The following is a 26,036-nucleotide window of genomic DNA, read 5'->3' on the forward strand; positions in this document are numbered from 1 at the left end:
GGCCAGCACCGCGTACCGGCTGGCAGGATCGCGGCCATGCTCAAGGCATTCACCCGCATCAGCAGGCGCCGGGCCCTCGAGGGAGCGGCCGCCGGGCTCGTGACGCTCGGCTTGCTGCTGTGGTGGGTGCTGCCGCTCGGTGAGGACCCGCCGAGCGGGACGATCACGTTCAGCACCGGCACGCGCGCGGGGGTCTACCAGGAGTACGGCGAGCTACTGCGCGAGGAGCTCGCCAAGGACATGCCGCAGCTGAAGGTGCGGCTGACGACGAGCGCCGGGTCGCAGGAGAACGTCGAACGCGTGGCGACCGGTGAGGCCGACTTCACGATCGCCGCCGCCGACGCCGTGGACACCTTCAGGATGGGCGGCAAGCCCGTCACCGACCGGCTGCGCGGGGTCGCCCGCCTGTACGACGACTATGTGCAGCTCGTCGTCCCGCCGGACTCGGACATCCGCTCCGTCGCGGACCTGAAGGGCAAGCGGGTGGCCATAGGGCTGCCCAACTCCGGTGTCCGGCTGATCGCCACGCGCGTGCTCGAGGCCGCCGGTATTGATCCGCAGAAGGACATCACGCCCAGGTCGGACGGCATCGACACCGGGCCCAAGCGGCTGGGGCACGAGCTCGACGCGTTCTTCTGGTCGGGCGGACTGCCGACGGGTGGACTGGAGGAGATCGCCAAGACCTCCGCGTTCAGGTTCGTGCCGATCGACTCGGATCTCGTCGCCAAGGTGCACGCCCAGGGGGACGCGGCCCACTTCTACCGCGCCACCAACATGCCGGAGTCGGCCTACCCCAGCATCCAGGACGGGGCCACGGTGCCGACGATCGCCGTGTCCAACCTGTTGATCACCCGCGAGAACATGGACCCCCGGCTCACCGAATGGCTGACCCGGACGGTGATCAAGAGTCGCGACGGCATCGGCGCCCACGTCCACTCCGCGCAACTCGTCGACCTTCGTACGGCGATCTACACCGACCCGCTGACGCTGCATGAGGGTGCCAAGAGTTACTACCGGTCGGTGAAGCCGTAGCGAAGGCTGCCGGGAGCAGTCGTAGCGAAGGCCGCTGTGGAGCAGCCGTAGCTCAGCCCGCCGCCTCGGACTAGGCGTGGCGCAGGGCGCGTCGGACTAGGCGTGGCGAAGGCCGCGTCGGACAAGGCGTGGCGAAGGCCGCGTCGGACAAGGCGTGGCGCAGGCCGCGTCGGACAAGGCGTGGCGCAGGCCGCGTCGGATCAGCCGGGGGCGACCACAGGAACCAGCCGACCTCGCTCGCGCACGCACCCGCACCCGCTACGGCCTCGGCGCCGACCTCGGCACCGTGACCGTCACCCGCAACCCGTGCGGCTCATGACGGTCGTACGCGATCGAGCCGCCGCCCGGGGCGAGCAGTGCCCGGGAGATCGACAGGCCCAGCCCCGAGCCCTTGATGTTCTGGTGCCGGCCGCTGCGCCAGAAGCGGTCGCCGATGCGGGCCAGCTCCTCGTCGGTGAGGCCGGGGCCGTTGTCGGCCACCTCGATCGTCGACGTCCTGCCGTTGGACGCGACGGTCACCTCTACGCGCTCGTCCTCCGGCGTGAACTTCACCGCGTTGTCGATCACCGCGTCCAGCGCGCTGGACAGCGCCACCGGGTCGACCCAGGCGGTGGTGGGCGGGCAGGTGCCCACCAGCCGTACGCCCTTGGCCTCGGCGGTCGGCGCCCAGGCCGCGACGCGCTCGGCGGTCAGCGCGCCGACGTCGGTCAGCCGGAGCTCGGCCTCGGTGTGCTCGGCGAGGGCGAGGTCGAGCAGATCGTCGAGCACCTGCGCCAGGCGCTTGCCCTCGGCCTGTACCGAGGCGATCTCCGCATTGCCCTCGGGGAGTTCGAAGGCGAGCAGTTCGATCCGCAGCAGCAGCGCCGCGAGCGGGTTGCGCAGCTGGTGCGAGGCGTCCGCGACGAAGGCGCGCTGCTGCTCCAGCACGTCCTCGACGTTGTCCGCCATCTCGTTGAACGACCGGGCCAGCCGTCTGAGTTCCGGTGGACCGCTGGCCACCGCGACGCGTGACTTGATGCGGCCGCTCGCGATTTCATGCGTGGTGACGTCCAGCACGCGCACCGGTCTGAGCACCCACCCGGTCAGCCTGAGGGCGGCCCCGACGGCCAACAGCATCGCGGCCGTCAGCCCCGCACCGATGATCAGCCAGCCGTGCAGGATCCGCGAACGCATCTGCCCGGTGGGCGAGTCGGTGACCACGACCGCGACGACGTCACCGTCCCGGATGACCGGCGAGGCGATGACGAGGCGGTTGCGCTGCCAGGGCCACACCTGCTTGGGGTCGTGGCTGCGCCGGCTCAGCAGCGACTCCTTGAAGGCGTCGCGCTCTTCGCCGGTATCGGACAGGATCCAGGTCGTCGGGCCGGTGGCCAGGGGCGTGCCGTTGGGCAGGAAGACACCGGCCTTGATGCCGTAGACCTCGTAGTAGCTCTCGAGTTCCCGGCTCAGGATGCGCAGGTCGTCGCGGGAGCCGGTCGTGGTGTCGGCGGCGGGCCGTGCGATCGCCGCGAAGTACGCGGTGTCGTCGATCCGGTCGACGACCACCTTCTGCTGCTGGGCCGACGCCAGACTGACGGCGAGCGGTACGCCGAGGGCGAGCAGCACCGCCGCCATCAGGACGATCAGCAGCGGGAGGAGACGAGTGCGCACCCTTGCCCGCTACGACGCCGGGGCGACGAGTCGGTAGCCGACGCCGCGTACGGTCTCGATCAGCGCCGGCATGCGCAGCTTGGCGCGCAAGGACGCCACATGCACCTCAAGGGTGCGCCCAGTCCCCTCCCAACTCGTGCGCCACACCTCACTGATGATCTGTTCCCTGCGGAAGACCACCCCGGGGCGCTGGGCCAGCAGCGCGAGGAGATCGAACTCCTTACGCGTCAGTTGGACAACCGAACCGTCCACGCTGACCTGGCGGGTCGGCAGTTCGATGTGCACGGCGCCCAGGCGCAGCACGCCGTCACCGCCGACTTCGGCGTCGTCCGGAACGGTGCGCCGGCTGACGGCGTGGATCCGGGCGAGCAGCTCTCCGGTGTCGTACGGCTTCACGACGTAGTCGTCGGCCCCGAGGTTGAGGCCGTGGATGCGGGAGCGGACGTCGGAGCGCGCGGTGACCATGATCACCGGGGTGCTGGTGCGCTTGCGGATCTTGCCGCAGACCTCGTAACCGTCCTGGTCGGGCAGACCGAGGTCGAGGAGGACGACACCGAAGCCGTCGGCCTCGGGAACAAGCGCCTGGAGGGCCTCCTCGCCGCTACGCGCGTGCGTGACGTCGAAACCGTGCCGTGCCAGAACCGCGGACAGCGCGGCGGCGACATGGTTGTCGTCCTCGACGAGGAGCAGTCTCACCCCGGCCTCCTTGGGTTCATCGGCCGTACGATTCAGATAGGTACTCAGGTAGGTACACAGTGCGTGTAGGTGCACCGTGCGTGCACACGCGCGCGTGCACCATGGAAGTCACGCTGATGGACGAGGACGCCGTCAAGTGGGTTCCGGTTGCTCGCGGCTTCCGTTATCCAGCCGGTACGCGCCCGGTCCCAAGTGCTACGACACGTGTCCGATTGCTATCGGATCGTGATGCTCAGATTCACCTCAGAACTGATGACGCAGGTCGGATACGGTTACTACTGTCCTCCGAAACCGAGGAGGACGGAGCCTGAGAGCGATGACCGAAGTATCGGTGGCCAAGGAAGATGTGGCCGCGACCGGCGAGCTGGTCGTCCTGAAGAACGTGAACAAGCACTTCGGCGCGTTGCACGTGCTCCAGGACATCGATCTGACGATCGCCCGCGGCGAGGTCGTCGTGGTCATCGGACCCTCCGGGTCCGGGAAGTCCACCCTGTGCCGCACCATCAACCGCCTGGAGACGATCGACTCCGGCACGATCGCGATCGACGGCAAGCCCCTGCCCGCTGAGGGCAAGGCGCTGGCCAAGCTGCGTGCCGACGTCGGGATGGTCTTCCAGTCCTTCAACCTTTTCGCGCACAAGACCGTGCTCGAGAACGTGATGCTGGGCCAGATCAAGGTCCGCAAGACCGACAAGAAGAAGGCCGAGGAGAAGGCCCGCTCCCTGCTCGACCGGGTGGGCGTGGGCAGCCAGGCGGACAAGTACCCCGCCCAGCTCTCCGGCGGCCAGCAGCAGCGTGTGGCCATCGCCCGTGCGCTGGCCATGGATCCCAAGGTCATGCTCTTCGACGAGCCCACGTCGGCGCTCGACCCGGAGATGATCAACGAGGTTCTGGAGGTCATGCAGCAGCTCGCCCGCGACGGCATGACCATGATCGTCGTCACTCACGAGATGGGCTTCGCCCGTTCGGCCGCCAATCGGGTGGTGTTCATGGCGGACGGCAAGATCGTCGAAGAAGCTGTGCCGGACCAGTTCTTCAGCAACCCGCGCAGCGACCGCGCCAAGGACTTCCTGTCCAAGATCCTGCACCACTGACGGGGTGCGATCCCCGCATCTCCGACGTGGTACGCACCACTGACGAGGTGCACACCACGCACCACTGACGGACTGCTTCACGCACCCGACGACCTGCGTCACCGCCGTTCCTGACGGCACGCATCTCTTCTTCACACAAAGGATGTTCACCATGAAGCTCCGCAAGGCCTCCGCCGCGGCCGCCACTGCAATCGTCCTCTCCATCACCGCCACTGCTTGTGGTGGTGACGGCGACAGCGACAGCAACTCGGGCTCCGGTGGCGGGGACAAGATCAAGATCGGCATTAAGTACGACCAGCCGGGTCTCGGCCTGAAGGAGCCGGGCGGCTACTCCGGCTTCGACGTGGACGTCGCGACGTACGTGGCGAAGGAACTCGGCTACGAGCCCGACCAGATCGAGTGGGTCGAGACCAAGAGTGCCGACCGTGAGAACGCGCTGAAGCGCGGGGACGTGAAGTTCATCGCGGCCACCTACTCGATCAACGACGAGCGCAAGAAGTCGGTCGACTTCGCCGGTCCCTACCTGCTGGCCCACCAGGACCTGCTCATCAAGACCGACTCGGACATCACCGCGGCCACCGACCTCAACGGCAAGAAGCTGTGCTCGGTGCAGGGCTCCACCTCGGCGCAGAACGTCAAGGACGACTTCGCACCGAAGGCCGACCTGCAGGAGCGGAGCGGCTACTCGGAGTGTCTCGCCGCTCTGCAGAGCGGTGCCGTGGACGCCCTGACCACGGACGACTCGATCCTCGCGGGCTACGCCGCGCAGGAGCAGTACAAGGGCAAGTTCAAGCTCGCCGGCCTCAAGCTGAGCAACGAGAACTACGGCATCGGTGTGAAGAAGGGCGACACCGAGACCGTCAACAAGATCAACGCCGCCCTCGAGAAGATGGTCAAGGACAAGGCCTGGGACAAGGCGGTCGCCGACAACTTCGGTCCGGCCAACTACAAGAACGAGCCCGCGCCGAAGATCGGCGTCATCGTCAAGTAGCGCAGTGCCGCACCGGCGCGCCGCCGTCCACCGCGATCAGGGCGGCGGCGCGCCGCGCTATCCCCATATGCCACCCACCCGGAAGCGCGGGAGATCGTGTTCGACTTCATTTCAGACTATGACGACCCCACGTTGTTGGGTGCCTTCTGGACGACGGTGAAACTCACCTTCTTCTCCGGCCTGGGCTCCTTGATCTGGGGCACCCTCCTGGCAGCTATGCGGGTCAGCCCGGTCCCGCTCATGCGTGGGTTCGGCACGGCCTACGTCAACCTTGTCCGGAACATCCCCCTGACGGTCATCATCATCTTCACCTCGCTCGGCCTCGCCGACATCTTCGGCGTGACGATGGGCGCCTCCGACTCCCAGGTCAAGGGCTTCCGACTGGCGATCCTCGGTCTCGTGGCCTACACCGCCGCCTTCGTCTGCGAGGCGATCCGTTCGGGCATCAACACCGTGCCGATGGGCCAGGCAGAGGCGGCTCGTGCCATTGGGTTGACCTTCAGTCAGACCATCCGGCTCATCGTCCTGCCGCAGGCCTTCCGCTCGGTCATCGGCCCACTGGCCAACGTGTTGATCGCCCTGACCAAGAACACCACAGTGGCGGCCGCGATCGGCGTGGCCGAAGCCGCCTACCTGATGAAGGAAATGATCGAGAACGAGGCTCAGACGCTCCTCATCGGCGCGGTCTTCGCCTTCGGTTTCGTGGTACTGACCCTGCCTACCGGCCTGTTCTTCGGTTGGCTGAGCAAGCGACTGGCGGTGAAGCGATGAGTTCCGTTCTCTACGACGAGCCCGGCCCCCGCGCCAAGCGGCGCAACGTGGTCATCTCGGTGATCTTCTTCGCCCTCCTCGCACTGCTCGTATGGTTCATCTGGGACACCATGGACGGGAAGGGCCAACTCGAGTGGGCCCTGTGGAAACCGTTCACCGAGTCGGAGGCCTGGACGACCTATCTGTTGCCAGGTCTCGGCAACACCCTCAAGGCTGCGGCACTGGCCATGGTGATCGCCCTTCCGCTGGGCGCGGTCTTCGGTATCGCACGCCTCTCCGACCACCTCTCGGTGCGGATTCCGGCCGCCTGGGTGGTGGAGTTCTTTCGGGCGATCCCGGTCCTGTTGCTGATTCTGTTCGCCAACGAGTTCTACGACCGCTGGACGAACGTCACCACCGAACAGCGGCCGCTCTACGCGGTCGTCACCGGCCTGGTGCTCTACAACGCGTCCGTCCTCGCCGAGGTCGTCCGTGCCGGCATCCTCGCCCTGCCCAAGGGGCAGTCCGAGGCCGCCATGGCGATCGGTCTGCGCAAGAACCAGACGATGCGGACCATCCTGCTGCCGCAGGCCGTGACCGCCATGCTGCCGGCCATCGTCAGTCAGCTCGTGGTCATCGTGAAGGACACCGCACTGGGCGGCGTGATGATCGGGTTCACCGAGCTGCTCAACTCGCGTGGCACCCTGGCGGCCTACTACGCCAACGTCATCCCCAGCTTCATCGTGGTGGCGGTCATCTACATCGTGCTGAACTTCATCCTCACAAGCTTCGCCAGCTGGCTGGAGAAGCGGCTGCGGCGCAGCCGGAAGAGCACGGGCGCGGTCCTCAGCGCCGAGGACATGGAGGAGCTGAACCCGGCGGCGGTGGGCGGCTCCTTCGGGACCGGCGGCGAAGGTGGCGGCCTACCGGGCTCCAGGACCTACACCTGACGAACAGTCAAATAGCATGAACGACACCGGAGGGCAGTGGCATGATCGCCACTGCCCTCCGTCACTTGACGCAAGCACCGGCAATGGGTTGCATACGTTCTGTGATCGTGCACCCTGCTCCAACTTTCTGTTCACTTGCGTCCCTCGGGACACCGCTGCGGGCAGGGGGCGCCGCGCCGTGGACCCGGTGATCATCGTCGGAGCGGGGCCCGTCGGGCTCACGCTCGCCCTGGCGCTGGCCCGTCAGGAGGTACCGTCCGTCGTCCTCGACGAGGGGCCGGGCAAGGACGAACCCCGTCTCGCGCGCACCGTCGTCCTGCGCGAGGACACCACCACACTCTTGGAACGCCTGACGGGCACGCCGCTCTCCGAGGTGGGGGCCCACTGGGCCGGATGGCGGGCGATGCGGCGCAAGCAGGTGATGCGCGAGGTCACGTTCGACGACGCCGCGCAGGAGGCGGAGGGACGCGAGGGCGTCACGACCCCCGCGCCCCTGCACATCGCGCAGCACGTGCTGACCGGTGCCCTGCGCGCCGCCCTCGCCGACGAACGGCTCGTCAAGGTCGCCGTGGACAGTCGCCTGGACGCCATCGAGCAGGAGGCCTCGGGCGTCAGCGTCCACACCCGGGGCCCCAAGGGCACCTGGTGGCGAGGCAGTTACGTGGTCGGCTGCGACGGCCCCCGCTCGACCGTGCGCAAGCTCCAGGACATCCGCTTTCCGGGCCGTACGGCGGTGGAGCGACACGCCGTGGCCGCGCTGCGTGTGGAACTTCCGTGGGAGGGCCAGGCGTTGCTCCATCGGATGCCGCCGTGGCGGACGTCCGGACCCTCGGGCGGGGAGGTGACCGGACGGCCGCTCCCGGACGGGATCTGGCGCCTCGACTGGCTGCTGCCACCGGGCAAGGACCTGGTCACACCCGAACTGCTGGTGACGCACGTCCGCGACACGCTCGCCGGCTGGTCCACCGGTCCGACACCGCCGTACGAACTCCTCGACACCGGAGTGCACACGGTCCACCACCGCCTGGCTCGCCGCTGGCGTGTGGGCCGCGTCTTTCTCGCCGGAGACGCGGCGCACTGCCTCGGCACGCTCGGCACGCATGGGCTGGAAGAGGGACTGAGGGACGCCGACAACCTCGCCTGGAAGCTGGCGTCGGCCTGGCACCACGGACTGCACGAGGCGCTGCTCGACAGCTACCAGGCGGAGCGTCGCGCGGCCGTCGCCGCCCGGCTGCGCGCCGCCGACCAGGCGCTGCCGCTGCTGCGCGGCGGTGGGGGGCTGCGCGCGTACGTCCCCGGCTCGGCCCGGGGCCATGACGCGCTGCTGATCGACGGCCACCTCGGGCAGGGGGCGATCGGTGCGCCGGGAACGTACGCCGACTCACCGCTCGCGCCCCCGTCCCTGGAGGGCGAGGTGCCGGTGGACACGCCGCGCGGTGCGCCGGTCATGGACGTACGCGTCACGGCCGAGGACGGCTCCTTCGTACGACTGCGGGACCGGCTCGGACGAGGTGCTTTGCTGGTCCTGCTGATCGCTCCGGGCACAGGTGTGTGGGACCGCAAGCACTGGGCGACCGCCGGGATCATGCCGCGGCTGGCGGCCGCGGTGACGGCGCTGCCGCATCCGGCCGAACTACTCGTCGCGGAGAGCTATCCGGGAGCGTCCGCGCACAGCGTGCTGCTCGTCCGACCCGACGGCCACCTGGTGACCGCCCTCAGCGGGGTTCGGCCGGCCGATCTGTACGCGGCGGCCGAGGCGGCGCTGGGCGGACCTGTGAAGGCGACCAAGACGAGCAAGAAGGCCAAGGCAGACAAGGAGGCCGAGGAGGCGGAAGCTGCGGCCGGCTCGCGCTGACGCCGTCGCCGGTGATCAGAACGAGCAAGCCCCTCACCCGAAAGCGAACCGAACCTGCCCCCGAAGCGGCACTCACTGTCACTGTGCGGTCCGCATGGTGACAGTGAGTTGACCGTCCCGCACCGGCATGGTGTACTCCGGATCGTGACCGACACCTGTGTGCGCCTGTGGCGGAGGGTCCATATGGACCTCGTCCGCTATGCGGGCTGCGTGTGTCGCCCGTCCTGCTGAACTCGCCTCTCTTTCTTCTCGCGCGCGCCGCTCCTGGCCCCCTGATTCCTGTCGCCGGTGCCGTCGCGCGCACTTCGCGAACCCTCTTCAGGACGGTGCCCGTGTCTGTCTCCCCTGCCGCCGTTGCCGCTTCCAACCCGGCTGCCACGTCTCCCGCGCCGACGACGGCGCCCTCCACACCCACGCAGGCGGACCTTCTCGACTTCGTACGGCGTACGGCCGCCGACGCCGAGTTGATCGCCTCGCTCCCGCTCGACCCGGAAGGCCGTACCTGGGTGCGACTCGAAGGCCCCGGCGGCAGTGAGGCCTGGCTGATCGGCTGGCCGCCCGGTACGGGCACCGGCTGGCACGACCACGCCGACTCCGTCGGAGCCTTCGTCACCGCGGCCGGTGAGCTGAAGGAGAACGCGCTCGCCGTCCGGCTGCCCGCCGATGGCTGGAAGACGCTCGAACTGACGGACGACGTGGACCGGGAACGGCGGCTGCCGGCCGGAAAGGGCCGTTCCTTCGGCCATCACCATGTGCACGAGGTCCTCAACGAGTCCTCCGACCGACATGCGATCTCCGTGCACGCCTACTACCCGCCGCTGCCACGGATCCGCCGCTTCAGCCGCAGCGGGCCGATCCTGCGACTGGAGCAGGTGGAGCGCCCGGAGGACTGGCAGTGAGCGATGTGAGTGAGCGGCCGGTCGGCGGCGGTGAGTCGAAGGTGAAGGTGGACGTGGGCATGGATGCGGGCAACGTGGATGCACGGCCGGTCGGCATAGACGAGTTGCTGGAGCGGGTGCGCGCCGGCTACCCGCGAATCGAGCCGCGGGAGGCATACGAGGCCACCCAGGCCGGCGAGGCTCTGCTGGTCGACATCCGGTACGCGGCCCTGCGCGAGCTGGACGGGCTCATTCCCGGCGCCCTCGTGGTCGAGCGCAACGAACTGGAGTGGCGGCTCGATCCTCAGGGCAGCCATCGCGCCCCCGAGGCGACGAGCCACGACCTTCTGGTCGTGGTGATCTGCAACGAGGGCTACGCGTCGAGCCTGGCAGCCGAGTCGCTACGGCGACTGGGGCTGCACCGGGCCACCGACCTGGTGGGGGGTTTCCAGGCGTGGCGGGCGGAGGGGCTGCCGGTGACGGCGGGCGCTCAGGCCCAAGGCTGATCACAACGTCCACGCCTGCTCACTACCCGACCCCGAACGCGATGGGCGCCCCCGCGCGTCCACCGTGTCCGGGGCCGGAGAACCACGTTCGCCGTCGCGTTCAGTACCCCTCGTCCTCGAGGAACTCCGTGTCCTCGCCCTCTTCCTCCAAGGCCTGCCGGACCACCCGTAGGGCCATGCCCTCGGGGTAGCCCTTGCGGGCCAGCATGCCCGCGAGGCGGCGCAGGCGTTTGTCGCGGTCGAGGCCCCGCGTGGAACGCAGTTTGCGGGCGACGAGTTCGCGAGCCGTCGTCTCCTCCTGTTCGGAGTCGAGCTGCGAGACAGCCTCGTCGATCAGTGTGGAGTCGACGCCCTTGGTGCGCAGTTCCCGGGCGAGCGCGCGTCGGGCGAGCCCCCGGCCGTGGTGCCGGGACTCCACCCAGGCGTCCGCGAACGCGCTGTCGTTGATGAGGCCGACCTCCTCGAACCGCGACAGCACCTCCTCCGCGGCATCATCCGGGATCTCGCGTTTGCGCAGGGCGTCCGCGAGCTGCTTGCGCGTGCGCGGGGTCCCGGTGAGCAGGCGCAGACAGATCGCCCGCGCCTGCTCCACCGGGTCCGCTGGGGGCGTCCTCTCCTCGGCCCTCGACGAGGAAGAGGCACCTCCGTCCTCTCCGGACGACTCCGTACGACCGCGCCGACGACGCCCGCGTGAGCCGTCCGAGCCCCGAGTCCCACGCCGGCCACGGCGTGAGCCATCACCCGGCGCACCGGCGCCGAGTGCCGAACCGTCCTCCGCCCACGCTTCGCCGTCCACCGCGCCCTGGCCCGGCTCGTCGCCGTACGCCAGGCCCGACTCGTCGCCGTACCCGCCGAAGGACCTGCTTCCGCCGTACGGCGCCGTGCCGTCGTTCCCCCGGTCCGCGTCATGGGCCGCGTCTCCCGCACGGGCGTGGCCGCCCGTCCCGGAGGAGTCCGCGTAGCCGCCTCGTCTCCGCTCGCGCGGAGCGTCCGGGTAGGCGGCGTACTCGGCCCAGTCCGTTCGCCGTGTCAAGGTCAGCTCTTGGCAGTCGCAGCCTTGGTCTTGGCTGCCTTGGCCGCCGGAGCGGGTACCGTCTTCGCGGCGTCGTCCGGGGTGGCGGAGACCGCGGCGTCCGCGCCCGGCTCGGCAGCAGGCTCCTCCGGCCGCACGCCGACGCCGAGCTTCTCCTTGATCTTCTTCTCGATCTCGTTGGCCAGGTCGGGGTTGTCCTTGAGGAAGTTGCGCGCGTTCTCCTTGCCCTGGCCGAGCTGGTCGCCCTCGTACGTGTACCAGGCGCCGGCCTTGCGGACGAAGCCGTGCTCCACGCCCATGTCGATCAGGCCGCCCTCACGGCTGATGCCCTGGCCGTAGAGGATGTCGAACTCGGCCTGCTTGAAGGGCGGCGCGACCTTGTTCTTGACGACCTTGCAGCGGGTGCGGTTGCCGACCGCCTCCGTGCCGTCCTTCAGGGTCTCGATGCGGCGGATGTCGATACGCACCGAGGCGTAGAACTTCAGCGCGCGGCCACCGGTCGTGGTCTCCGGGGAGCCGAACATCACGCCGATCTTCTCGCGGAGCTGGTTGATGAAGATCGCGGTGGTCTTCGACTGGTTGAGGGCGCTGGTGATCTTCCGCAGGGCCTGGCTCATCAGGCGGGCCTGGAGACCGACATGGCTGTCGCCCATCTCGCCCTCGATCTCCGCGCGCGGGACGAGCGCGGCGACGGAGTCGATGACGATGAGGTCGAGGGCGCCGGAGCGGACCAGCATGTCCACGATCTCGAGGGCCTGCTCGCCGTTGTCGGGCTGGGAGAGGATCAGGTTGTCGATGTCGACGCCGAGCTTCTTCGCGTACTCGGGGTCGAGGGCGTGCTCCGCGTCCACGAAGGCGACCTGGCCGCCGGCCTTCTGCGCGTTCGCCACCGCGTGCAGGGTCAGGGTCGTCTTACCGGACGACTCCGGGCCGTAAATCTCCACGACACGGCCGCGCGGCAGGCCGCCCACGCCGAGGGCCACGTCGAGCGCGGTCGACCCGGTCGAGATGACCTCGATGGGCTCCATCGACCGCTCGCCCATGCGCATGACCGCGCCCTTGCCGAATTGCCGTTCAATCTGTGCGAGCGCGGCATCCAGGGCCTTCTCGCGGTCGGTTCCTGCCATGGGTTCCACCCGGTTTGCTTGAGTCGATCGCTTCACGTCAAAGACGCTAACGCCTGCCACTGACAATGCGCCCCGACGCCCGTCCGGCCTGTGGATAACTCGGGAACTTCTCCATCGAAAGCGGGGCGAAATGCCCGCCGAGCGCCTCGCCGGAGCCTCCATGAGAATGGATGTTCGATTTTCGTGTCAAGCGCACCACACGTCACCTACGAGACTACGTTCGCAGCCGGAGACAGCCCGGAATCCCGGCCCGAACCCCCCGGATCCTCAGCCGGAGTTCTCCGGGGAGCTCCCCCCGGAACCCTCATCGGCCGACCCCGGCTTCGCCGACCCCGGCCGATGGGCCCACAGCGCACGCGCGCGCGTGACCATGCCTCGCCCCGCTCCCCGGCCCCGGTGCCCATGGACCCGGGGATCGTCCGTGACGTCGTAGCGCTTCACGTACGCACCCAGGAACGCCTGCAGCGTGGCGATGGCCGGGATGGCGATCAGCGCGCCCACCGCGCCGAGGAGGGCGGTGCCCGCGACGACCGAACCGAAGGCGACTGCGGGGTGGATGTCGACGGTCTTCGAGGTCAGCTTGGGCTGCAGGACATAGTTCTCGAACTGCTGGTAGACCACGACGAAGATCAGCACCCACAGCGCGTACCAGGGATCGACCGTGAAGGCGATCAGCATGGGCAGGGCGCCCGCGAGATACGTGCCGATGGTGGGGATGAACTGCGAGACCAGGCCGACCCACACGGCGAGCACGGGCGCGTAGGGCACGTCCAGGCTCGCCAGCAGGATGTAGTGGGCCATGCCGGAGATGAGCGCCATCAGGCCGCGCGAGTACAGGTACCCGCCCGTCTTGTTGACGGCGATCTCCCACGCGCGCAGCACCTCGGCCTGCTTGGCGGGCGGCAGTACGGAGCACAGCGCGCGGCGCAGGCGAGGGCCGTCAGCGGCGAAGTAGAACGAGAACAGCGTGATCGTCAGCAGCTGGAAGAGACCGCCGAGGACCTGGGCGGACACGTCGAGGACGCCGGTGGCACTGTTCTGCACGTAGTTGCGCAGCCAGTCGGACCGGAGCAGGCCCTCCTGGATGTCAACGCGGCGCAGCTCGGTGTGGAAGTGCGCGTTGATCCAGTTGATGACGGAGTCGAGGTAGTTTGGGAAATCCTCGACGATCTTGATGATCTGGCCCGCGAGCATGGACCCCAGCAGCGTCACGAACCCCGCGGACACGGTGATCACCGCGAGGAAGACGATGCCGGTGGCCAAGCCCCGGCGCATGCCGCGCGAGGCCATCCAGCTCACCGCCGGCTCGATGGCCAGGGCCAGGAAGAACGCGATGAGGATGTTGATCAGCAGCCCGGTGAGCTGGTGAAAGGCCCAGCTGCCCAGCTGGAACGCGCCGACGAGCGCCAGCGCGAGCACCATGGCGCGCGGGAGCCAACGAGGCATGCGGGCGTCCGCCCCGGCGGCGCCCTCACCCGGCGGCGGGGTGGGCGGCGTCGTGCCGAACGGTGATGCGTGCCGGGCGGGCTGCCCGGTCTCGTCAGTGCGTGCCACGGAGCAAGTGTCGCCCACGCCACCGACAACCGGCTGCCGTCCTGCGATCTTCGTGACCTGTCAGCGCTTCTCCCCCGGAACGTTCATGACGGCGCAGACCACACGCCACACGTCCTTGGCCTCCCAGCCGCTGTTCAGCGCCTCGTGCACCGTGCGCCCACCGAGCTCCGCCATCACATGGTCGCGCGCGAAGGTGTCGGCGTATCCCGGACCGAAGTGGTCCGCCATCCGCTCCCAGAAGACCGTCAACCGCATGCGTTCCGCTCCAAGCCCACCTTGACCTGCATGTTTCCCACCTCTCACGCCCCGGCATGACCGTCAGGGGGTTTCCAGGGAGTTCGCCTCCCCGCTGAACCAAGCATCCATGGCGGCGCGACCTCGCCTGCCTGCGTCGGGCATGAAGTGCGTGTATGTACGCAGAGTAAAGCCAGGGTCGGCGTGCCCGAGCCAGCGGGCGAGGGAGACGATCGACTCGCCGGCTTCGAGCTGGACGCTGGCGTAGGTGTGGCGCAGGGCATGGAAGCCGAGCTCGCGTGACGGCTCCCACTTGCTCTCGTCGGAATCGGGGTCCACTTTGCCGATGAGTCCCGCGGAGGCGAGCGCGGGCTTCCAGAGGCGTCTGTTCCATGTGTCGCGGTTCCATGCACGCCGCTGCCGGGTAGCCAGGAAAAGTGAGTAGGTGCGCGGAGCCCAGTCGACGCGCTGCCGATCGTTCTTAGGTTCGTGGGGGCTCTCCCACGGGAGTTCCACCGCAACCGGCTGCCAGCGCTTCGCATGCTGCTTGATGGTGGCCAGGACGCCGGGTGCCGCATCGACTTCCCGCGTCTTGCCGCCCTTGGGGAGCGCAAAGAAGAGGTGGCCGTCGATCATGCAGACCTGCCGCCGGACATGCACGACCCCGTTCTCCGCATCGAGGTCCTCCGGGGACAGTCCGAATACCTCGCCTTGGCGCAGGCCAAGCCCTACCCCCAAGTCAACCGCGAGGCGGTATTGCTCCGGGAGTCCAGCGCGTACCCGCATCGCCTGCTCGCGCGACCATGCCCGAGCCTTCTGCGCAGGCTTGGCCGGTGGCCGGGCGGTGCGACTCCCCTTCATCGGATGCTTCACCAGCCTGCCGTCCTCGACGGCGGCCTGGAGGATCGTAGAGAGATGCCCCCAGGTTGTGCGGATCGTCCCGGGCGACAGAGTCTCCTCCATCTGGGCAACCCATTCCCGGAGAGCTGGCGCAGTGATGGCGTTCAGGGGCAGCGGCCCGAGCGTTGGGAGAACGTGTCCCCATATTCGTCGCCGTGCCGCATCTCGGGTGGTGGCGGCGTATCGCTGGTGCGGCCACCATCGTTCCTCCACGTACGAGCGCAGCAGGATCGTTCCTTCACGCGGGTCGACGAACTCCTGCCGCGTCACGTCGGTTTGAGCATGGGCGAGCCACTGCTTGGCGTCGGTGAGCTTGGTGAAGCTGCGGGCACGGACACCGGGGATGCCGGCGACCTTATAACGCTTGCCCTTGCCGTAGAGCTTTGTCTTCTCCTTGGTTCGTTTACTGATCCAGCGGTCTTCTATATGTCCTGGCACGTACTTGACACTCCCTAGCGGGCTAGACCGACACTAATTTCGTGTGACTTCAGCCACATCAACTACTGACAAGTAGGGATGCAGCGGGACACATCCGGGACCGAGAAGGATAGAAAGCAACTGCAGCTCTACCGACCCGGGGTTACCAGGCTTCCCCACCCGAAGATTCTGCCACGCGTACACCGACACAGACCACTAATGTGGTCTCGAAGGAAGTCACCCCACGATCTCCTTCAAAAGGATTTGTAGACGCCTCTGGAGGGTCTTGGAATGGGCGACTCGACGCTTACGCTTGAGCACACGCCAATTTGGCAATTGCTGGCACCTCCCCAGCTCGCCGAGCTGCTCGCAGTGTCGGACAAAACACTGCGTAACTGGCGGAATGACGGCAAGGGCCCGACTTACATCAAGCTCGACGGCGGCGCCGTCCGCTACCCGATGCGAGACGTATACGCCTGGCTCGATGAGCAGCGCAATGCCTCTGTCCGCTCCCATGCACACCGCACTCACGAAATGCGCCCGATGGAGCCAAAGAGATTTCTTGATGCCGCCTGACCCACCCACTCCATTCCTCACATGAAAGGAGTTATGATGAATGCCGCGGCCATAAAGCTGTCACTGAGCCTCTTTCATCCTGTGCTGCAGGGGTGAAATAGGCTCACTGATTCATAATGTCGCCTGCCAGGCCTGGAGGAGGCTTGAGGGCATCAGTTCATAGCGCCGGTCGAATACTTCGCAACCGAGATGATGACGAGGAGACGCAAGCGGAAGAACAATGCCAACAGCAGCGACACCTACGAAGGCCATCTCCGCAGCCACATCCTTCCCTTCGCCGGCCATCGCCCCGCAGGCAACCTGCGCCGCCCCGATTCCATGGCCTTCGTCGACTACCTCCTCGACAAGCAAGGCATCGACTCGGCCTGTACCGTCGTCCAGATCTTCAAGACCTGGCGCATCCTTATGCACTGCATGTTGGACGAGGATGTGCCGCTCCCTCCCAACATCGTGGCGCGGATCGAACTACCGGACGTCCCACCCCGCGTCAAGGTCGCGCTGTCCCCCGGGCAGGTCGCAGCAGTCGCAGCGGCGATGCGGAGGGTAGCGCCGCACTATGAGGTCCTGATCTGGCTCTGAGCCTGTGCCGGGTTACGCCAGGGCGAGGCCTTCGGGCTGAAACGAAGTCAGGTCGCCTGAGGACACGCCCCTGCTTCACATCGAAGAGCAGCGGCAACACGGCAAAGCCGTACGCCTCAAGACCAAAGCCAGTTACGCAACCCTGCCGGTGGATCACTTCCTGGTCGAGTGACTGGCGCAGCACACGGCACGCTTCTCCGAGCCAGAGCCCATCTCACCGAGCGCCGAGCGCCGCCGGGCACGCGGCTACGTCGAACCGCCGGACGAGGGCCTGATCGTCACGAACCGCTTCGGCCGCCCTGTACTGCACACCGTTTTCCATCAGAAGTGGCGAAGGGCAGCGAAACAAGCAGGCCTTCCGGAAAGAACCCGCCTCCACGACCTCAAGCACTTCTACACCACCACCCTCGGCGGCTCCGGCACGCACGACCCGAAGACCGTGCAAGCACTCTCCCGGCACGCCAAATTCTCCGAGACCTGGGACACCTACGCCCACCCACCCCTCGCTGTCGAGGAGGTCACGGTCACCGTGTTCGGAAGCGCGTTCTCACACATCGACACATCGGCGGGCGCACCGCGAAGCGGGGCAACATTTGATGCTCTAGCGTCGAACGCGTCCTGACACCGGGCGTCTCCCAGCCGGTTGGCCTCCGCAAGCCGACAGTTTCGGGCGCCAACGATCACGGGGCCCCGGACAGGTCCCCCATACGTCCCCATACGTCCCCCAAAAGCCTGCAGACGTGTCAGCGACGCGGAGCGTTGCAGGTCACCACGCTTTCGAGAGTCACAGAGCAGGCGCCTTCTAATACGCAGGAGAGGGCTGCGGCGCTGATAGCGCGCCGTCAGCCCCTCGACCTGCTCGGCAGACGTCCGCCGGCCGCAGCCCGGGCTGTCACAGAACAACCGCCGCACCGACAGCCCGATCTGCACCGGGCGCCCTCCGACAGCGACATCGGCCAGCGCGCGGCAATAGCGACTGCGCACCCGCGCAGAACCGCGACCGCAATGCGGACACGCCACCGTCAACTCGCGAGTGCAGGCCGCGATGCGGACCACGCCGCCCGCAACCCACACTCGTTCCACCCGCACCGCATTGAGGTGCGGAGACATGATCCGTACGAGGTCATCACACTCGCTGACAGTGCCGCTACACGCGACGGGGTGTCACCGGCGCACGGTGGCACACTCCAGCCTCACGGAAATCTTGCCCGGGCCACGTTCACGTGTACGCCGACCCCCACCGCACCGACCTGATTGCCGACCGCGTCCGCAGGCTCAACCCGGCTCCGCGACATGCTCACCGGGATCTTTCCCGCCCTGGAACGGGCCTTCGACTACGCCGACCACAAGGGCGCGCTCATCCTGCTCACCCGCCACCAGACCCCGGCAGCCATACGCCGCCACGGCCACGCTCGCCTCACCGCCTGGCTCAAGGCACGGAACGTCCGCAACCCCGACGCGGTCGCCGCCTCCGCCCTCCAGGCCGCCAGGACTCAGCACGTCACGCTGTCGGGTCAGGATGTCGCCGCCGGCATCGTCGCGGACATCGCCACGCAGGTCCTCGCCCTGGACGACCGGCTCAAGCCCATCGACCAGCAGATCCGGCGAACCTTCCACACCCACCCGCAGGCCCACATCATTGAGTCACTGCCGGGCATGGGCCCCATTCTGGGAGCCGAGTTCATCGTCGCAGCCGGTGATCTGGGCGCCTTCGCCAACGCAGGTCGCCTCGCCTCCGCCGCTGGCCTGGTGCTCGTTCCACGCGACTCCGGACGCCGCACCGCAAACCTGCACCGCCCCAAGCGCTACAGCCGGCGCCTCCGTCGCGTTCTTTATCTGTCCGCCCAGACCAGCATCATCCGTGAAGGCCCCAACCGTGACTACTACTTGAAGAAGCGAGGCGAGGGCTGCAAGCACGTCCAGGCCGTCATCGCCCTCGCTCGTCGACGTGTCGATGTCCTATGGGCCCTCCTGCGCGACGGCAGGCACTTCACTTTCCACCCACCGGTCGCCCAGCCGCTTGACGGCACAGCGGCCCCCGCCCACCTGGCGATATCCTGCGGACCAAGCAGAAGGGCGGGTCCAGTGGTCTTCGACGCAGGACGATCAGCGCGGATCGCTGCCATGCAGGAAACCGCCCGGCCCGTCTGGGAGGCCACCGGCGACACGGACGCACTCCAGGAGTTCCTCAAGGACAACGAATGCCACGGAGTGGAAGCCGTGTTCGTGACCATGAGACTGCTGAGCTGCGATCTAACCGAAGCCCAACGAGCCTTCTTCAACGCCCCATGCCGTGACGCCGAACGCCGGTTCCACAACCACGCCATGGACCTGCTCGAAGAGGCCGCCGACACGGACTCCTGACAGCACCAGCGGCCCAGCAGAATCCCTTCACTCGGCCATAAAGACTCCACCGACCTCGCGTTCACCTGTTCCCGACATACCCGGTGAGCGAGCAGAGCTTCCACCAAGATGAGGTTCATGGATCTTGGAGGGATAGCCGCCGTAGTCGCAGCCGGAGTCACAGCCTTGGGACTTCCAGCGACGTATGTGCAGGCCAGAGCAGCCCGATGCGCTGCGGACAATGCGGTAGAAGCGGCGAAGATAGCCGCTCATGCCCTACATGCCGAAGCGCGTCGCACCGCCCAGCGACAGGCCTACGTAGATTTTCTCGTAGCAGCAGACGGGTTCGAGAAGGCCGCCGTGAACATGTCATGGTGTGTTTCGCATCCGCCGGGGTCCGCAGCTCGTGAGAATGCAGAGACCAGGCTGAATGATGCGCACACAGCTCTGGGCAAGGCCGCCAGCCTGGTCGGATTAGACGCGCCCGAGGCGGTCATCCCGCTGGTGGAAAGACTCAGGAATATTGCTGACGTATGTCTTCTCTCTTCCCAGAGCGAAGAAGACGTCGAGTGGCCAACCAACGACGGGATGGTGCTTGGGTGCTACGTCCCCGCGCTGTACAGGCGTGCTCGGCAAGCGTTCGTAGATCACGTGCGACAGTCCCTCAACGCTGACGTGAGGCAAGCGAGCGACTCCGTTCGGCAGTAGCGCCATAGCCTCACCTACGGGCTGCGCTGTAGTCGGCGGTAGCGCCTTGCCCTTCGCGATTCGGGGCCGTCACTGGGCCGTCGGAGGGTGCTCAACGACGACCAGCGCTGACAACCACCGACAGCTAAGTCGCAGATCGCAGCGTTGATCGATTACACAGCCGCAGGTCAGGGCCCCCGTCCACCACTTCTTCGGCTACTGATGGCGAAACAAAGGAGACGCGCATTAGGGGGTAGACGCGTCGTCAATTAGCCCATACGGAGGCTCAGCAGCGGAGCCCGAATACTTGACAACAATCGATTTCACCACCGAAGGCGGCGGGACGTTGTCAACGATGATGATCTGAGCGCCGGAGCCGGAAGTTTCGAGCCACTCTGCCAAGTGTCGGTAAATCCGCCTCACGATCGCCTCCGCTACCTCCTCCGCTCTCTCCTCGCTTTCAGTGGTCCCGAAAAGCCCTTCGGGTGCCAGGTTCTTCTGCGGACTGTCGATCATAAGGAAGCCAGGATGCCTCCGCCCTTCCTCATAAGCGAGCTCAAAAATAGCGAGCTCCCATGCGAGCGAGATCAGGGTGGTTGCCCCCGATGAACCAACACGGTCGTATCGGATTCCACGAACGTAAGGGATGAGCTGACCGTTGATTTCTGCTTCAGTTAGCTTCGGATACCCAAAACTCTGAAGAATGGCGCGGAACCGGTCTGAAAACTTACTCAACATCTCGGACCGCTCGCGTCTCGCCGCCTCAGCGTCCGCTGCGCGTCTACGCGCTTCGTTCAGACGTGCAGCTAGAGATTCAACCTCGCGTTCATGCTTCTCCACTGACTCCAGCATGCGCCGTTGATTCGCTACCTGATCAATAGACAGGTCAGCATCTGCCACGGCCCGCACAGCGGCGTCACGCTCCGCCAAAAGAGGCGTTACGGCTTCCCTGGTCAGACTATCGAACCGCATTCGAAGCTCGGTGGCCTCGCCATCCAAAATACTACTTTCGGACCGGGCATCCTTAGCTTCAGCGGAGACCGCTGCAATATAATCGTTGAGTTCATTTAGGCGCCTCTTGGTACTACTGAGCTCCTTGGAAACATCGAATTCATTCGCGGAGGCTGCTGCCTCCGTAGCACCATTTTGGGTCGCTCCTGCATTGACTGCACTTAGCGCCTCGTGCGCCAAATGAGGTACTGTCGAGCGACATAGGGTGCATCGTCCGTTGACGATGCTGACGTCACCCAGAGAAGATGCACAGGCGGGGCACACCGTCACAGCCAAGGGGTCAAAAAGCCTCTTTGCTTCCTTGAGCAGCGTGAGCTTCTTCAAGTCATCTGCGTATTGCGCGCGCAGGGGAGCGAGCCTCCTCAGGAGAGTCTCACGCTCGCGCGCTTTTCCGGCAGCCTCTCTGGCCCGCTCCTCCTTTTCCTGGTAGGCGCGCCGGGCTTCAGCCGCGAACAGCGTCTGCTCCCGCGCCGCGTCGTCGGTGTCAGACAGTCTCAATACGGCCTGAGTTCGCCGTGCACTTGCTTGCTCCATCAACGAATCCAGTTCCACAGGACCCTGGATTCCTTGCTCACGAATGAAACGCCGAAGGGCATCGATACCTTTGCGCTCCCCGCGCAACTGCTCCTGCAATTCGGCAACCTGACCCGCCAGGACGGCGCGCCCTTCGTCATAGACATCGAACAGGATGTCGACTACTTGCCGCAGCTTATTCGCCTTGTGTGGCGTATGCTCGAAAACCAAATTCTTATTATCAAGACGCGTATTGGTCAGGTACCACAACGGAGCCGTGTCGCGGAAGCTGAGCTGGTGAGTGGGCGAGTCTGGCCTGGTTGGAGCCACGCGGAGCTTAATACCATCTAGTCCGCAAAGAGCAAGAAGGAACTTCGAAATACTCTCGTTCGCCGAGGAATCCGATGAAACGATATTTGGAGCAACCTGCTCCACCTCATCCAAATCACCAAAAAAGACAAGAACGTCTTTAATCGACCCCTCAACGCTCCGTTGAATCAAGAAACGTTGCCGCGTATATCCTAGCCTTGTTGCGTCTGGACCGATCTCTGAGTCTTCCGCCTCCAGCTCGACAGGAACGTTCGCTTCAATGGACAGCTGTACCGCTTTAACCGCATCTACGACTTCGGGGTGCTGAGGGAAAGCAGACCCACCCAGGCAGTAGTCGACGAATTCTAGAATCGTAGTCTTGCCCGTACTAATTTCTCCCGCGATGAGGCTCAGCGGATTCCACGATTCCCCATCGGTGAACCTGACTTCATAGTTCTTCCTGTAGCCAATCAGACGCAGCCCGAGAAGCCTCAACCCTGGACCAGTTGGAATACTCATACTCGCGATCTCCTTGTTCAGATGTTGAGTAGATCCAGCATTGCAGGATCCGCGTTGAGCCATTTACGGCAGAATTCAGGCAACTTGCTGTCCGTGACTTTCCGTACACGCTTCGCGATTACTTCCACGCTCTCTCTGTATGCCTGAGCGTAGATACTTGAAAGCTGGCTTGCTGCGTCGCTTCCTGACTGAGTAATCCGGAAAACGCGATACCCAGCGGTGGTAGCCGGCTGGACGAAGCCATACCCAACGAGAAGCGCCAGGTCGCTCTGGAGCCTACTGCGCCGAGTAACAAATCTATGGCCTGGCGAAGCGTACGTAAGGGGCTTGACTGAGAATCCGGCCAAGATCAGGTCGCGGTACTCGTCTTCGTGAGGCTGAATCACAAGAAACGGGTTGGCGGCAAAAAAATCCAGGACACCTAGCCTCTCAATGCTAGGAACCAGTTGAGTGAAATTTGCCGTTTCCAAGAGAAGTAGCAGTTGGGCGAGCCTGAACTCTTCCTGATCCTCTGGACGGAAATAGCTCTCGGAGCCTCGCTTATCGGGGACATTAGCCTGATTAGTCATCGTGCTCACCAGCACTCTCGCTGGCAAATTTGGCACTAGGAGTGTTGTACGTGCCCACTTTATCGGAGCCAGTGGATCGCATGTGATCTCCAGCTACATCTCGAAAGTCGCGAGACCAACCGGCTCTTCCATCATTTACGCGCTGATGCACCATGCCGAACGCGTGAACCAACCCAGGCTGGATGACGGTAGGAAGACTTGGGTGATGATTCCGCACAGCATCCATCACGTCGACGTAGAGACCAACCAACGGGCCAGTTGGGTTCGATTGACAGGAGACGTTAAATCGCTGCGCCCAGATGGAACCGAGCTCGGACTTTGAACGGGAGAGCGCCTCCATCTCCTCGGGTACAGCCTTGTCGGTCACCTCATGGCTCAAGATCTCGGCATTGAAGAACTCTTCTTTTGCATCGTCGCACTCAATCATGCCCGCATGACGTAGTTGATGAACGAAGAGTGCACCTTCATATTGTTCAAAATCTGTCAGGGCTACCGTCGGACGATAAGTAGGACTCGGAACCGAAACTGAAGGGTTGAAGTAGTATTCCCTAATATTCTTGGCATCCTCAGAGAGAAGCAGGCGTCGAAGCTGCACTTGATTCCAAAGCGCGATCTTCACGCCATCACTTTTCTCCTTCCTCTTCTTCCAGTCGGTCCACCATTTCTCATTCGGACCGTCGAGATTTCTCGGCAGACACAGTGTCCAAGTCGACAATGTGTAGCCTTCCCGCTTCGCGCATGCTAAGGCTTGCTCATAAGATTCTCGCGTTTGCTTTTGCTGAGATTTATCGAATTCATCAATGAAGTATTTCGATTGCCATACGTTTACGTGTCCGTCAATGAGGGATCCAACGTAGGCATCAATCCCCCAGTCTCCAGGATTGGCGTCGAGGGTGGAGAGGTCGGGATGCAGGATGCCAACGAGATCTTGCACCATTTCTTCGAAGTGCGCTCGCGCTCCATCGACAGAACCGGTCTTAATCTTGAAGAACTCAAAATTAATGGTTCCCATTCCAACCAGCGGCACTTGCACCATGTACCCGCCCACCCGTTTTTTCATCGCATGCATGCACACCAGCCCACCCTGAGTGCACTCAGCTGCCCAAACTTGATCGCGATTCCGGTAATGATGGCATGAGCTAGCTACCTTGTGTAGTGGACTGCGACTCTCTGTCGGCCTCCTGCATGGTCATGCCATGCGTGCCCTTCAGTTATGCGGGCCATGCATGCCGGCGCCCTACGGGCGGCATGCTCTTCCTGTGCCTCCGGCGTTGGCGCCAGCACCAACGCAGGCCCCAATCGCGAGAGTCACACGTGAAGCATCTGCACCGGTGAGCAGCCCAGGGACTTCTCAACGCTGTCGGAGGGTGGCGTTCCGGAGGTCGGCGCTAGGTTGGCGGTTGCTGGCACCTGGACCGTGTGTGGACATCTATCCGGAAATTGGGCTGAGCAAGTCGCTGACCAGCAAGTTCTCCGTCCGGAGAAGGGGCCTCCGGAGCCGTGTGCTACTCAGCAGGACGCATGGCGTTCAAGACCACTGAGGAGGCACGGTGTTCCTCGCAGACAGCCCACCAGCTGTCGCCACCCTTGTCCCTTCACGTGAACGCTCCAACTCGCCTCACGGCTACAAGGAGCGCCCCAGGCGCAGCGTTGTGCATGAGACTCCGTGCCAGCAGCGTGCTTCTGCTGGTCCCACTTGATCGGTCGCTCAACGAGTTCCACGAGACATGTGAAGCGCGTCTCGCTGGCCGCCGCCGTCGAATGCGTGTCGAAGTTCGAAGCCGGTAGAGGCCGCCACGGACAGCATGGCAGGTCAGAACACCGCTGCACTGCAAGCACCAGGCGCCTTCTAAGCACCCAGGGCTTCGGCACAGTCGCGTGACGTCCGGTTCGTGACGTTCTGTCAGCCCGGCGGTGCCCGGAACGTGACAGGCACGACTTCCAAGATCATGGAGTTCTCTACGCCCCGTGATCCGAGTGGAAGACCGTGCATGCCGACGCACCATCGCTGATCCCGCCGGCCCTTGACCAGCTCCGCCAGCATCCCCAGGTCGTATCCGACGAGGTCCCGCGCCTACTGGAGCAGCTGACCGAGGTGCCCGACCCGCGCGACCCACGCGGCGTACGGCACGCGCTGGTCGTCGTGCTCGCGCTGACCGCGTGCGCGGTTCTGGCGGGGCGACGTCTGTGCTGGCAGTCAGCGAGTGGATCGCCGACGCCCCGCCGCACATCCTGGAACGCCTCGGCATACGCCTCGACCCACTGTTCCCGAAGCCGTGCACCCCAGCGCGAGCACGCCGACTACCTCCTCCACCGGGGCGCCCACTACATCGTGATCGTCAAGGGCAACCAGAAGAAGCTGCGTCGGCAGCTCAAGTCCCTTCCCTGGAAGGACATCCCGCTTCAGGGACGCACCCGGGGCATCGGCCACGGCCGCTCGGAGATCCGCCGGATCAAGGCCGCCACCGTGAACAGCCTCCTCTTCCTCGGAGCCCGCCAGGCCGTCCAGATCAAGCGCCGACGCACCGACCGCAAGACCGGCAAGACCACTGTCAAGACGGCCCGCGCCGTCACCAGCCTCACCGCCGAGCAGGCCACCTCCGCCCAGCTCGCTGAACTCGTCCGCGACCACTGGAAGATCGAGGCCCTGCACCATGTCCGCGACACTACCTTCGCCGAGGACGCCTCCCAGCTGCGGGACTGGCAACGCGCCCCGCGCGATGGCCACGTGGCGCAACCTCGCCATCGGAACCCTCCGCACGGCCGGACTGAAGAACATCGCGGCCGGCCTCCGCCGCAATGCCCGCGACCCCCGCCGCCCCCTCGCACTCCTCGGCCTCGGATGATCACGAACCGGACGTCATGCAACTACGCCGAAGCCCTGTCTAAGCACCTGCTCCATCGCTCTCCGCATATCGCCTCTGCCGGGCACGAGCGCACCCCGAAACGGTCCTACTGATCTAGCGCGCTGCAAGCGACAGAAGTGCACCCGGGAACCATGAACGGGACGATTTCACAAACTACGGACTTGTCTCTCGGATTTTCCCCCGGCGTAGGGAAACACAGTAGCTACGCCGTGTCTGGTCCGGGCGCAGGCGCCGAACCACCTGCGGCTCATCGCCGCTTCTCAGGAAGGAGGCCTTGCGGGGGGCATCGTGACCCGCAAGGCCATCCACAGGCTACGAAGGGAACACCCTCGCTGCTTCAACTCGGGCTGTTCCGGCCCGTGACCGCTCTTCTGACTGCTGTCTGCGCAGTTCAGCG

Annotated in this window: 23 protein-coding genes and 2 pseudogenes; 14 read left to right on the forward strand and 11 right to left on the reverse strand. The window is 65.5% G+C overall.

Features of this window, described 5'->3' with window-relative positions; genetic code table 11:
• The first annotated feature begins 36 nt into the window (after window positions 1–36).
• Entirely contained in the window at window positions 37–1,032 is a 996-nt protein-coding gene (locus ACFZBP_RS39280; RefSeq protein ID WP_391420766.1) for a TAXI family TRAP transporter solute-binding subunit, read from the forward strand.
• Window positions 1,033–1,290: 258 nt separating this feature from the next.
• Here the strand turns inward: ACFZBP_RS39280 and ACFZBP_RS39285 are convergent, their stop codons facing one another.
• Both ACFZBP_RS39285 and ACFZBP_RS39290 read right to left on the reverse strand, forming a co-directional pair.
• The gene (locus ACFZBP_RS39285) at window positions 1,291–2,682 is read right to left on the reverse strand and encodes an ATP-binding protein (protein WP_391420767.1); all 1,392 of its coding nucleotides are present in this window, start codon (window positions 2,680–2,682) and stop codon (window positions 1,291–1,293) included.
• A gap of 9 nt (window positions 2,683–2,691) precedes the next feature.
• Window positions 2,692–3,378 (reverse strand): response regulator transcription factor, encoded by a 687-nt coding sequence (locus ACFZBP_RS39290; protein WP_383456950.1) that lies wholly within the window; start codon window positions 3,376–3,378, stop codon window positions 2,692–2,694.
• 316 nt (window positions 3,379–3,694) lie between these two features.
• Between ACFZBP_RS39290 and ACFZBP_RS39295 the strand changes: the two genes are divergently transcribed.
• The 8 genes from ACFZBP_RS39295 (at window position 3,695) to ACFZBP_RS39330 (ending at window position 10,401) form a co-directional block, all read left to right on the forward strand.
• Window positions 3,695–4,471, forward strand: coding sequence for an amino acid ABC transporter ATP-binding protein (locus ACFZBP_RS39295; RefSeq protein WP_030046930.1), 777 nt, complete (start codon window positions 3,695–3,697; stop codon window positions 4,469–4,471).
• Between the two features lie 151 nt (window positions 4,472–4,622).
• Complete coding sequence (locus ACFZBP_RS39300) at window positions 4,623–5,462, forward strand: transporter substrate-binding domain-containing protein (protein ID WP_391420768.1); 840 nt, start codon at window positions 4,623–4,625, stop codon at window positions 5,460–5,462.
• 96 nt (window positions 5,463–5,558) lie between these two features.
• A complete protein-coding gene (locus ACFZBP_RS39305; protein ID WP_391420769.1) occupies window positions 5,559–6,233 on the forward strand; it encodes an ABC transporter permease subunit in 675 nt (224 codons plus the stop codon).
• On the forward strand, window positions 6,230–7,162 hold the full coding sequence (locus ACFZBP_RS39310; RefSeq protein ID WP_391420770.1) for an ABC transporter permease subunit: 933 nt from the start codon (window positions 6,230–6,232) through the stop codon (window positions 7,160–7,162). The genes ACFZBP_RS39305 and ACFZBP_RS39310 overlap by 4 nt, the downstream gene beginning before the upstream one ends.
• Window positions 7,163–7,340: 178 nt before the next feature.
• A complete protein-coding gene (locus tag ACFZBP_RS39315; RefSeq protein WP_391420771.1) occupies window positions 7,341–9,017 on the forward strand; it encodes an FAD-dependent monooxygenase in 1,677 nt (558 codons plus the stop codon).
• 159 nt (window positions 9,018–9,176) lie between these two features.
• The gene (locus ACFZBP_RS39320) at window positions 9,177–9,248 is read left to right on the forward strand and encodes a putative leader peptide (protein WP_309544753.1); all 72 of its coding nucleotides are present in this window, start codon (window positions 9,177–9,179) and stop codon (window positions 9,246–9,248) included.
• Between the two features lie 101 nt (window positions 9,249–9,349).
• Window positions 9,350–9,916 (forward strand): cysteine dioxygenase, encoded by a 567-nt coding sequence (locus ACFZBP_RS39325; protein ID WP_383456928.1) that lies wholly within the window; start codon window positions 9,350–9,352, stop codon window positions 9,914–9,916.
• 59 nt (window positions 9,917–9,975) lie between these two features.
• The gene (locus ACFZBP_RS39330) at window positions 9,976–10,401 is read left to right on the forward strand and encodes a rhodanese-like domain-containing protein (protein ID WP_391420785.1); all 426 of its coding nucleotides are present in this window, start codon (window positions 9,976–9,978) and stop codon (window positions 10,399–10,401) included.
• Window positions 10,402–10,501: 100 nt separating this feature from the next.
• Here the strand turns inward: ACFZBP_RS39330 and recX are convergent, their stop codons facing one another.
• The 5 genes from recX to ACFZBP_RS39355 form a co-directional block, all read right to left on the reverse strand.
• Window positions 10,502–11,434, reverse strand: a complete 933-nt coding sequence (gene recX, locus ACFZBP_RS39335; RefSeq protein WP_383456926.1) for a recombination regulator RecX — start codon at window positions 11,432–11,434, stop codon at window positions 10,502–10,504.
• A 2-nt stretch (window positions 11,435–11,436) separates the two neighbouring features.
• Complete coding sequence (gene recA / locus ACFZBP_RS39340) at window positions 11,437–12,561, reverse strand: recombinase RecA (protein WP_383456924.1); 1,125 nt, start codon at window positions 12,559–12,561, stop codon at window positions 11,437–11,439.
• 267 nt (window positions 12,562–12,828) lie between these two features.
• Window positions 12,829–14,115: an AI-2E family transporter gene (locus tag ACFZBP_RS39345; RefSeq protein ID WP_391420772.1), complete on the reverse strand. Its 1,287-nt coding sequence runs from the start codon at window positions 14,113–14,115 to the stop codon at window positions 12,829–12,831.
• 60 nt (window positions 14,116–14,175) lie between these two features.
• A complete protein-coding gene (locus ACFZBP_RS39350; RefSeq protein ID WP_030046916.1) occupies window positions 14,176–14,370 on the reverse strand; it encodes a DUF3046 domain-containing protein in 195 nt (64 codons plus the stop codon).
• Between the two features lie 63 nt (window positions 14,371–14,433).
• Window positions 14,434–15,687 carry a tyrosine-type recombinase/integrase gene (locus tag ACFZBP_RS39355; RefSeq protein ID WP_391420773.1) on the reverse strand — a complete coding sequence of 418 codons (1,254 nt, stop codon included), beginning with the start codon at window positions 15,685–15,687 and terminating at the stop codon, window positions 14,434–14,436.
• Window positions 15,688–15,957: 270 nt separating this feature from the next.
• Here ACFZBP_RS39355 and ACFZBP_RS39360 point away from each other — a divergent pair, with 270 nt between their 5' ends.
• The 3 genes from ACFZBP_RS39360 to ACFZBP_RS39370 all read left to right on the forward strand — a co-directional run bounded on the left by ACFZBP_RS39360 (window position 15,958) and on the right by ACFZBP_RS39370 (window position 17,443).
• On the forward strand, window positions 15,958–16,242 hold the full coding sequence (locus ACFZBP_RS39360; RefSeq protein ID WP_391420774.1) for a helix-turn-helix domain-containing protein: 285 nt from the start codon (window positions 15,958–15,960) through the stop codon (window positions 16,240–16,242).
• A gap of 189 nt (window positions 16,243–16,431) precedes the next feature.
• A complete protein-coding gene (locus ACFZBP_RS39365) occupies window positions 16,432–16,821 on the forward strand; it encodes a hypothetical protein (RefSeq protein WP_391420775.1) in 390 nt (129 codons plus the stop codon).
• A 274-nt stretch (window positions 16,822–17,095) separates the two neighbouring features.
• Window positions 17,096–17,443, forward strand: coding sequence for a tyrosine-type recombinase/integrase (locus ACFZBP_RS39370; RefSeq protein ID WP_391420786.1), 348 nt, complete (start codon window positions 17,096–17,098; stop codon window positions 17,441–17,443).
• A 281-nt stretch (window positions 17,444–17,724) separates the two neighbouring features.
• Here the strand turns inward: ACFZBP_RS39370 and ACFZBP_RS39375 are convergent.
• A pseudogene (locus ACFZBP_RS39375) lies at window positions 17,725–17,931 on the reverse strand (transposase family protein); the annotation flags it as partial.
• 128 nt (window positions 17,932–18,059) lie between these two features.
• On the opposite strand from ACFZBP_RS39375, the pseudogene ACFZBP_RS39380 reads away from it, so the two are divergent.
• Window positions 18,060–18,828: pseudogene (locus ACFZBP_RS39380) on the forward strand (transposase); the annotation flags it as partial.
• Window positions 18,829–20,097: 1,269 nt separating this feature from the next.
• Here ACFZBP_RS39380 and ACFZBP_RS39385 read toward each other — a convergent pair.
• From ACFZBP_RS39385 to ACFZBP_RS39395, 3 genes are read right to left on the reverse strand one after another with little or no spacing between them, the layout of a single operon-like run.
• Complete coding sequence (locus ACFZBP_RS39385; RefSeq protein WP_391420776.1) at window positions 20,098–22,203, reverse strand: hypothetical protein; 2,106 nt, start codon at window positions 22,201–22,203, stop codon at window positions 20,098–20,100.
• A gap of 17 nt (window positions 22,204–22,220) precedes the next feature.
• The gene (locus ACFZBP_RS39390; RefSeq protein WP_391420787.1) at window positions 22,221–22,772 is read right to left on the reverse strand and encodes an ABC-three component system middle component 2; all 552 of its coding nucleotides are present in this window, start codon (window positions 22,770–22,772) and stop codon (window positions 22,221–22,223) included.
• Window positions 22,765–23,841, reverse strand: a complete 1,077-nt coding sequence (locus tag ACFZBP_RS39395) for a hypothetical protein (protein ID WP_391420777.1) — start codon at window positions 23,839–23,841, stop codon at window positions 22,765–22,767. Before ACFZBP_RS39395 ends, ACFZBP_RS39390 begins: the two co-directional genes overlap by 8 nt.
• Window positions 23,842–24,759: 918 nt before the next feature.
• On the opposite strand from ACFZBP_RS39395, the gene ACFZBP_RS39400 reads away from it, so the two are divergent.
• Window positions 24,760–25,731 carry a transposase gene (locus ACFZBP_RS39400; protein ID WP_391420778.1) on the forward strand — a complete coding sequence of 324 codons (972 nt, stop codon included), beginning with the start codon at window positions 24,760–24,762 and terminating at the stop codon, window positions 25,729–25,731.
• Window positions 25,732–26,036: the final 305 nt, after the last annotated feature.

Source organism: Streptomyces sp. NPDC008086, from assembly GCF_042957325.1.
Classification (GTDB): domain Bacteria; phylum Actinomycetota; class Actinomycetes; order Streptomycetales; family Streptomycetaceae; genus Streptomyces.

Excerpts from the sequence above, each read along its gene's own strand:
- ACFZBP_RS39280 (WP_391420766.1), top strand. The coding sequence starts at position 37 with ATGCTCAAGGCATTCACCCGCATCAGCAGGCGCCGGGCCCTCGAGGGA.
- ACFZBP_RS39295 (WP_030046930.1), top strand. The coding sequence starts at position 3,695 with ATGACCGAAGTATCGGTGGCCAAGGAAGATGTGGCCGCGACCGGCGAG.
- ACFZBP_RS39300 (WP_391420768.1), top strand. The coding sequence starts at position 4,623 with ATGAAGCTCCGCAAGGCCTCCGCCGCGGCCGCCACTGCAATCGTCCTC.
- ACFZBP_RS39310 (WP_391420770.1), top strand. The coding sequence starts at position 6,230 with ATGAGTTCCGTTCTCTACGACGAGCCCGGCCCCCGCGCCAAGCGGCGC.
- ACFZBP_RS39330 (WP_391420785.1), top strand. The coding sequence starts at position 9,976 with ATGGATGCGGGCAACGTGGATGCACGGCCGGTCGGCATAGACGAGTTG.
- recA (WP_383456924.1), bottom strand. The coding sequence starts at position 12,561 with ATGGCAGGAACCGACCGCGAGAAGGCCCTGGATGCCGCGCTCGCACAG.
- ACFZBP_RS39350 (WP_030046916.1), bottom strand. The coding sequence starts at position 14,370 with ATGCGGTTGACGGTCTTCTGGGAGCGGATGGCGGACCACTTCGGTCCG.
- ACFZBP_RS39360 (WP_391420774.1), top strand. The coding sequence starts at position 15,958 with ATGGGCGACTCGACGCTTACGCTTGAGCACACGCCAATTTGGCAATTG.
- ACFZBP_RS39365 (WP_391420775.1), top strand. The coding sequence starts at position 16,432 with ATGATGACGAGGAGACGCAAGCGGAAGAACAATGCCAACAGCAGCGAC.
- ACFZBP_RS39385 (WP_391420776.1), bottom strand. The coding sequence starts at position 22,203 with ATGAGTATTCCAACTGGTCCAGGGTTGAGGCTTCTCGGGCTGCGTCTG.
- ACFZBP_RS39390 (WP_391420787.1), bottom strand. The coding sequence starts at position 22,772 with ATGACTAATCAGGCTAATGTCCCCGATAAGCGAGGCTCCGAGAGCTAT.
- ACFZBP_RS39395 (WP_391420777.1), bottom strand. The coding sequence starts at position 23,841 with ATGCATGCGATGAAAAAACGGGTGGGCGGGTACATGGTGCAAGTGCCG.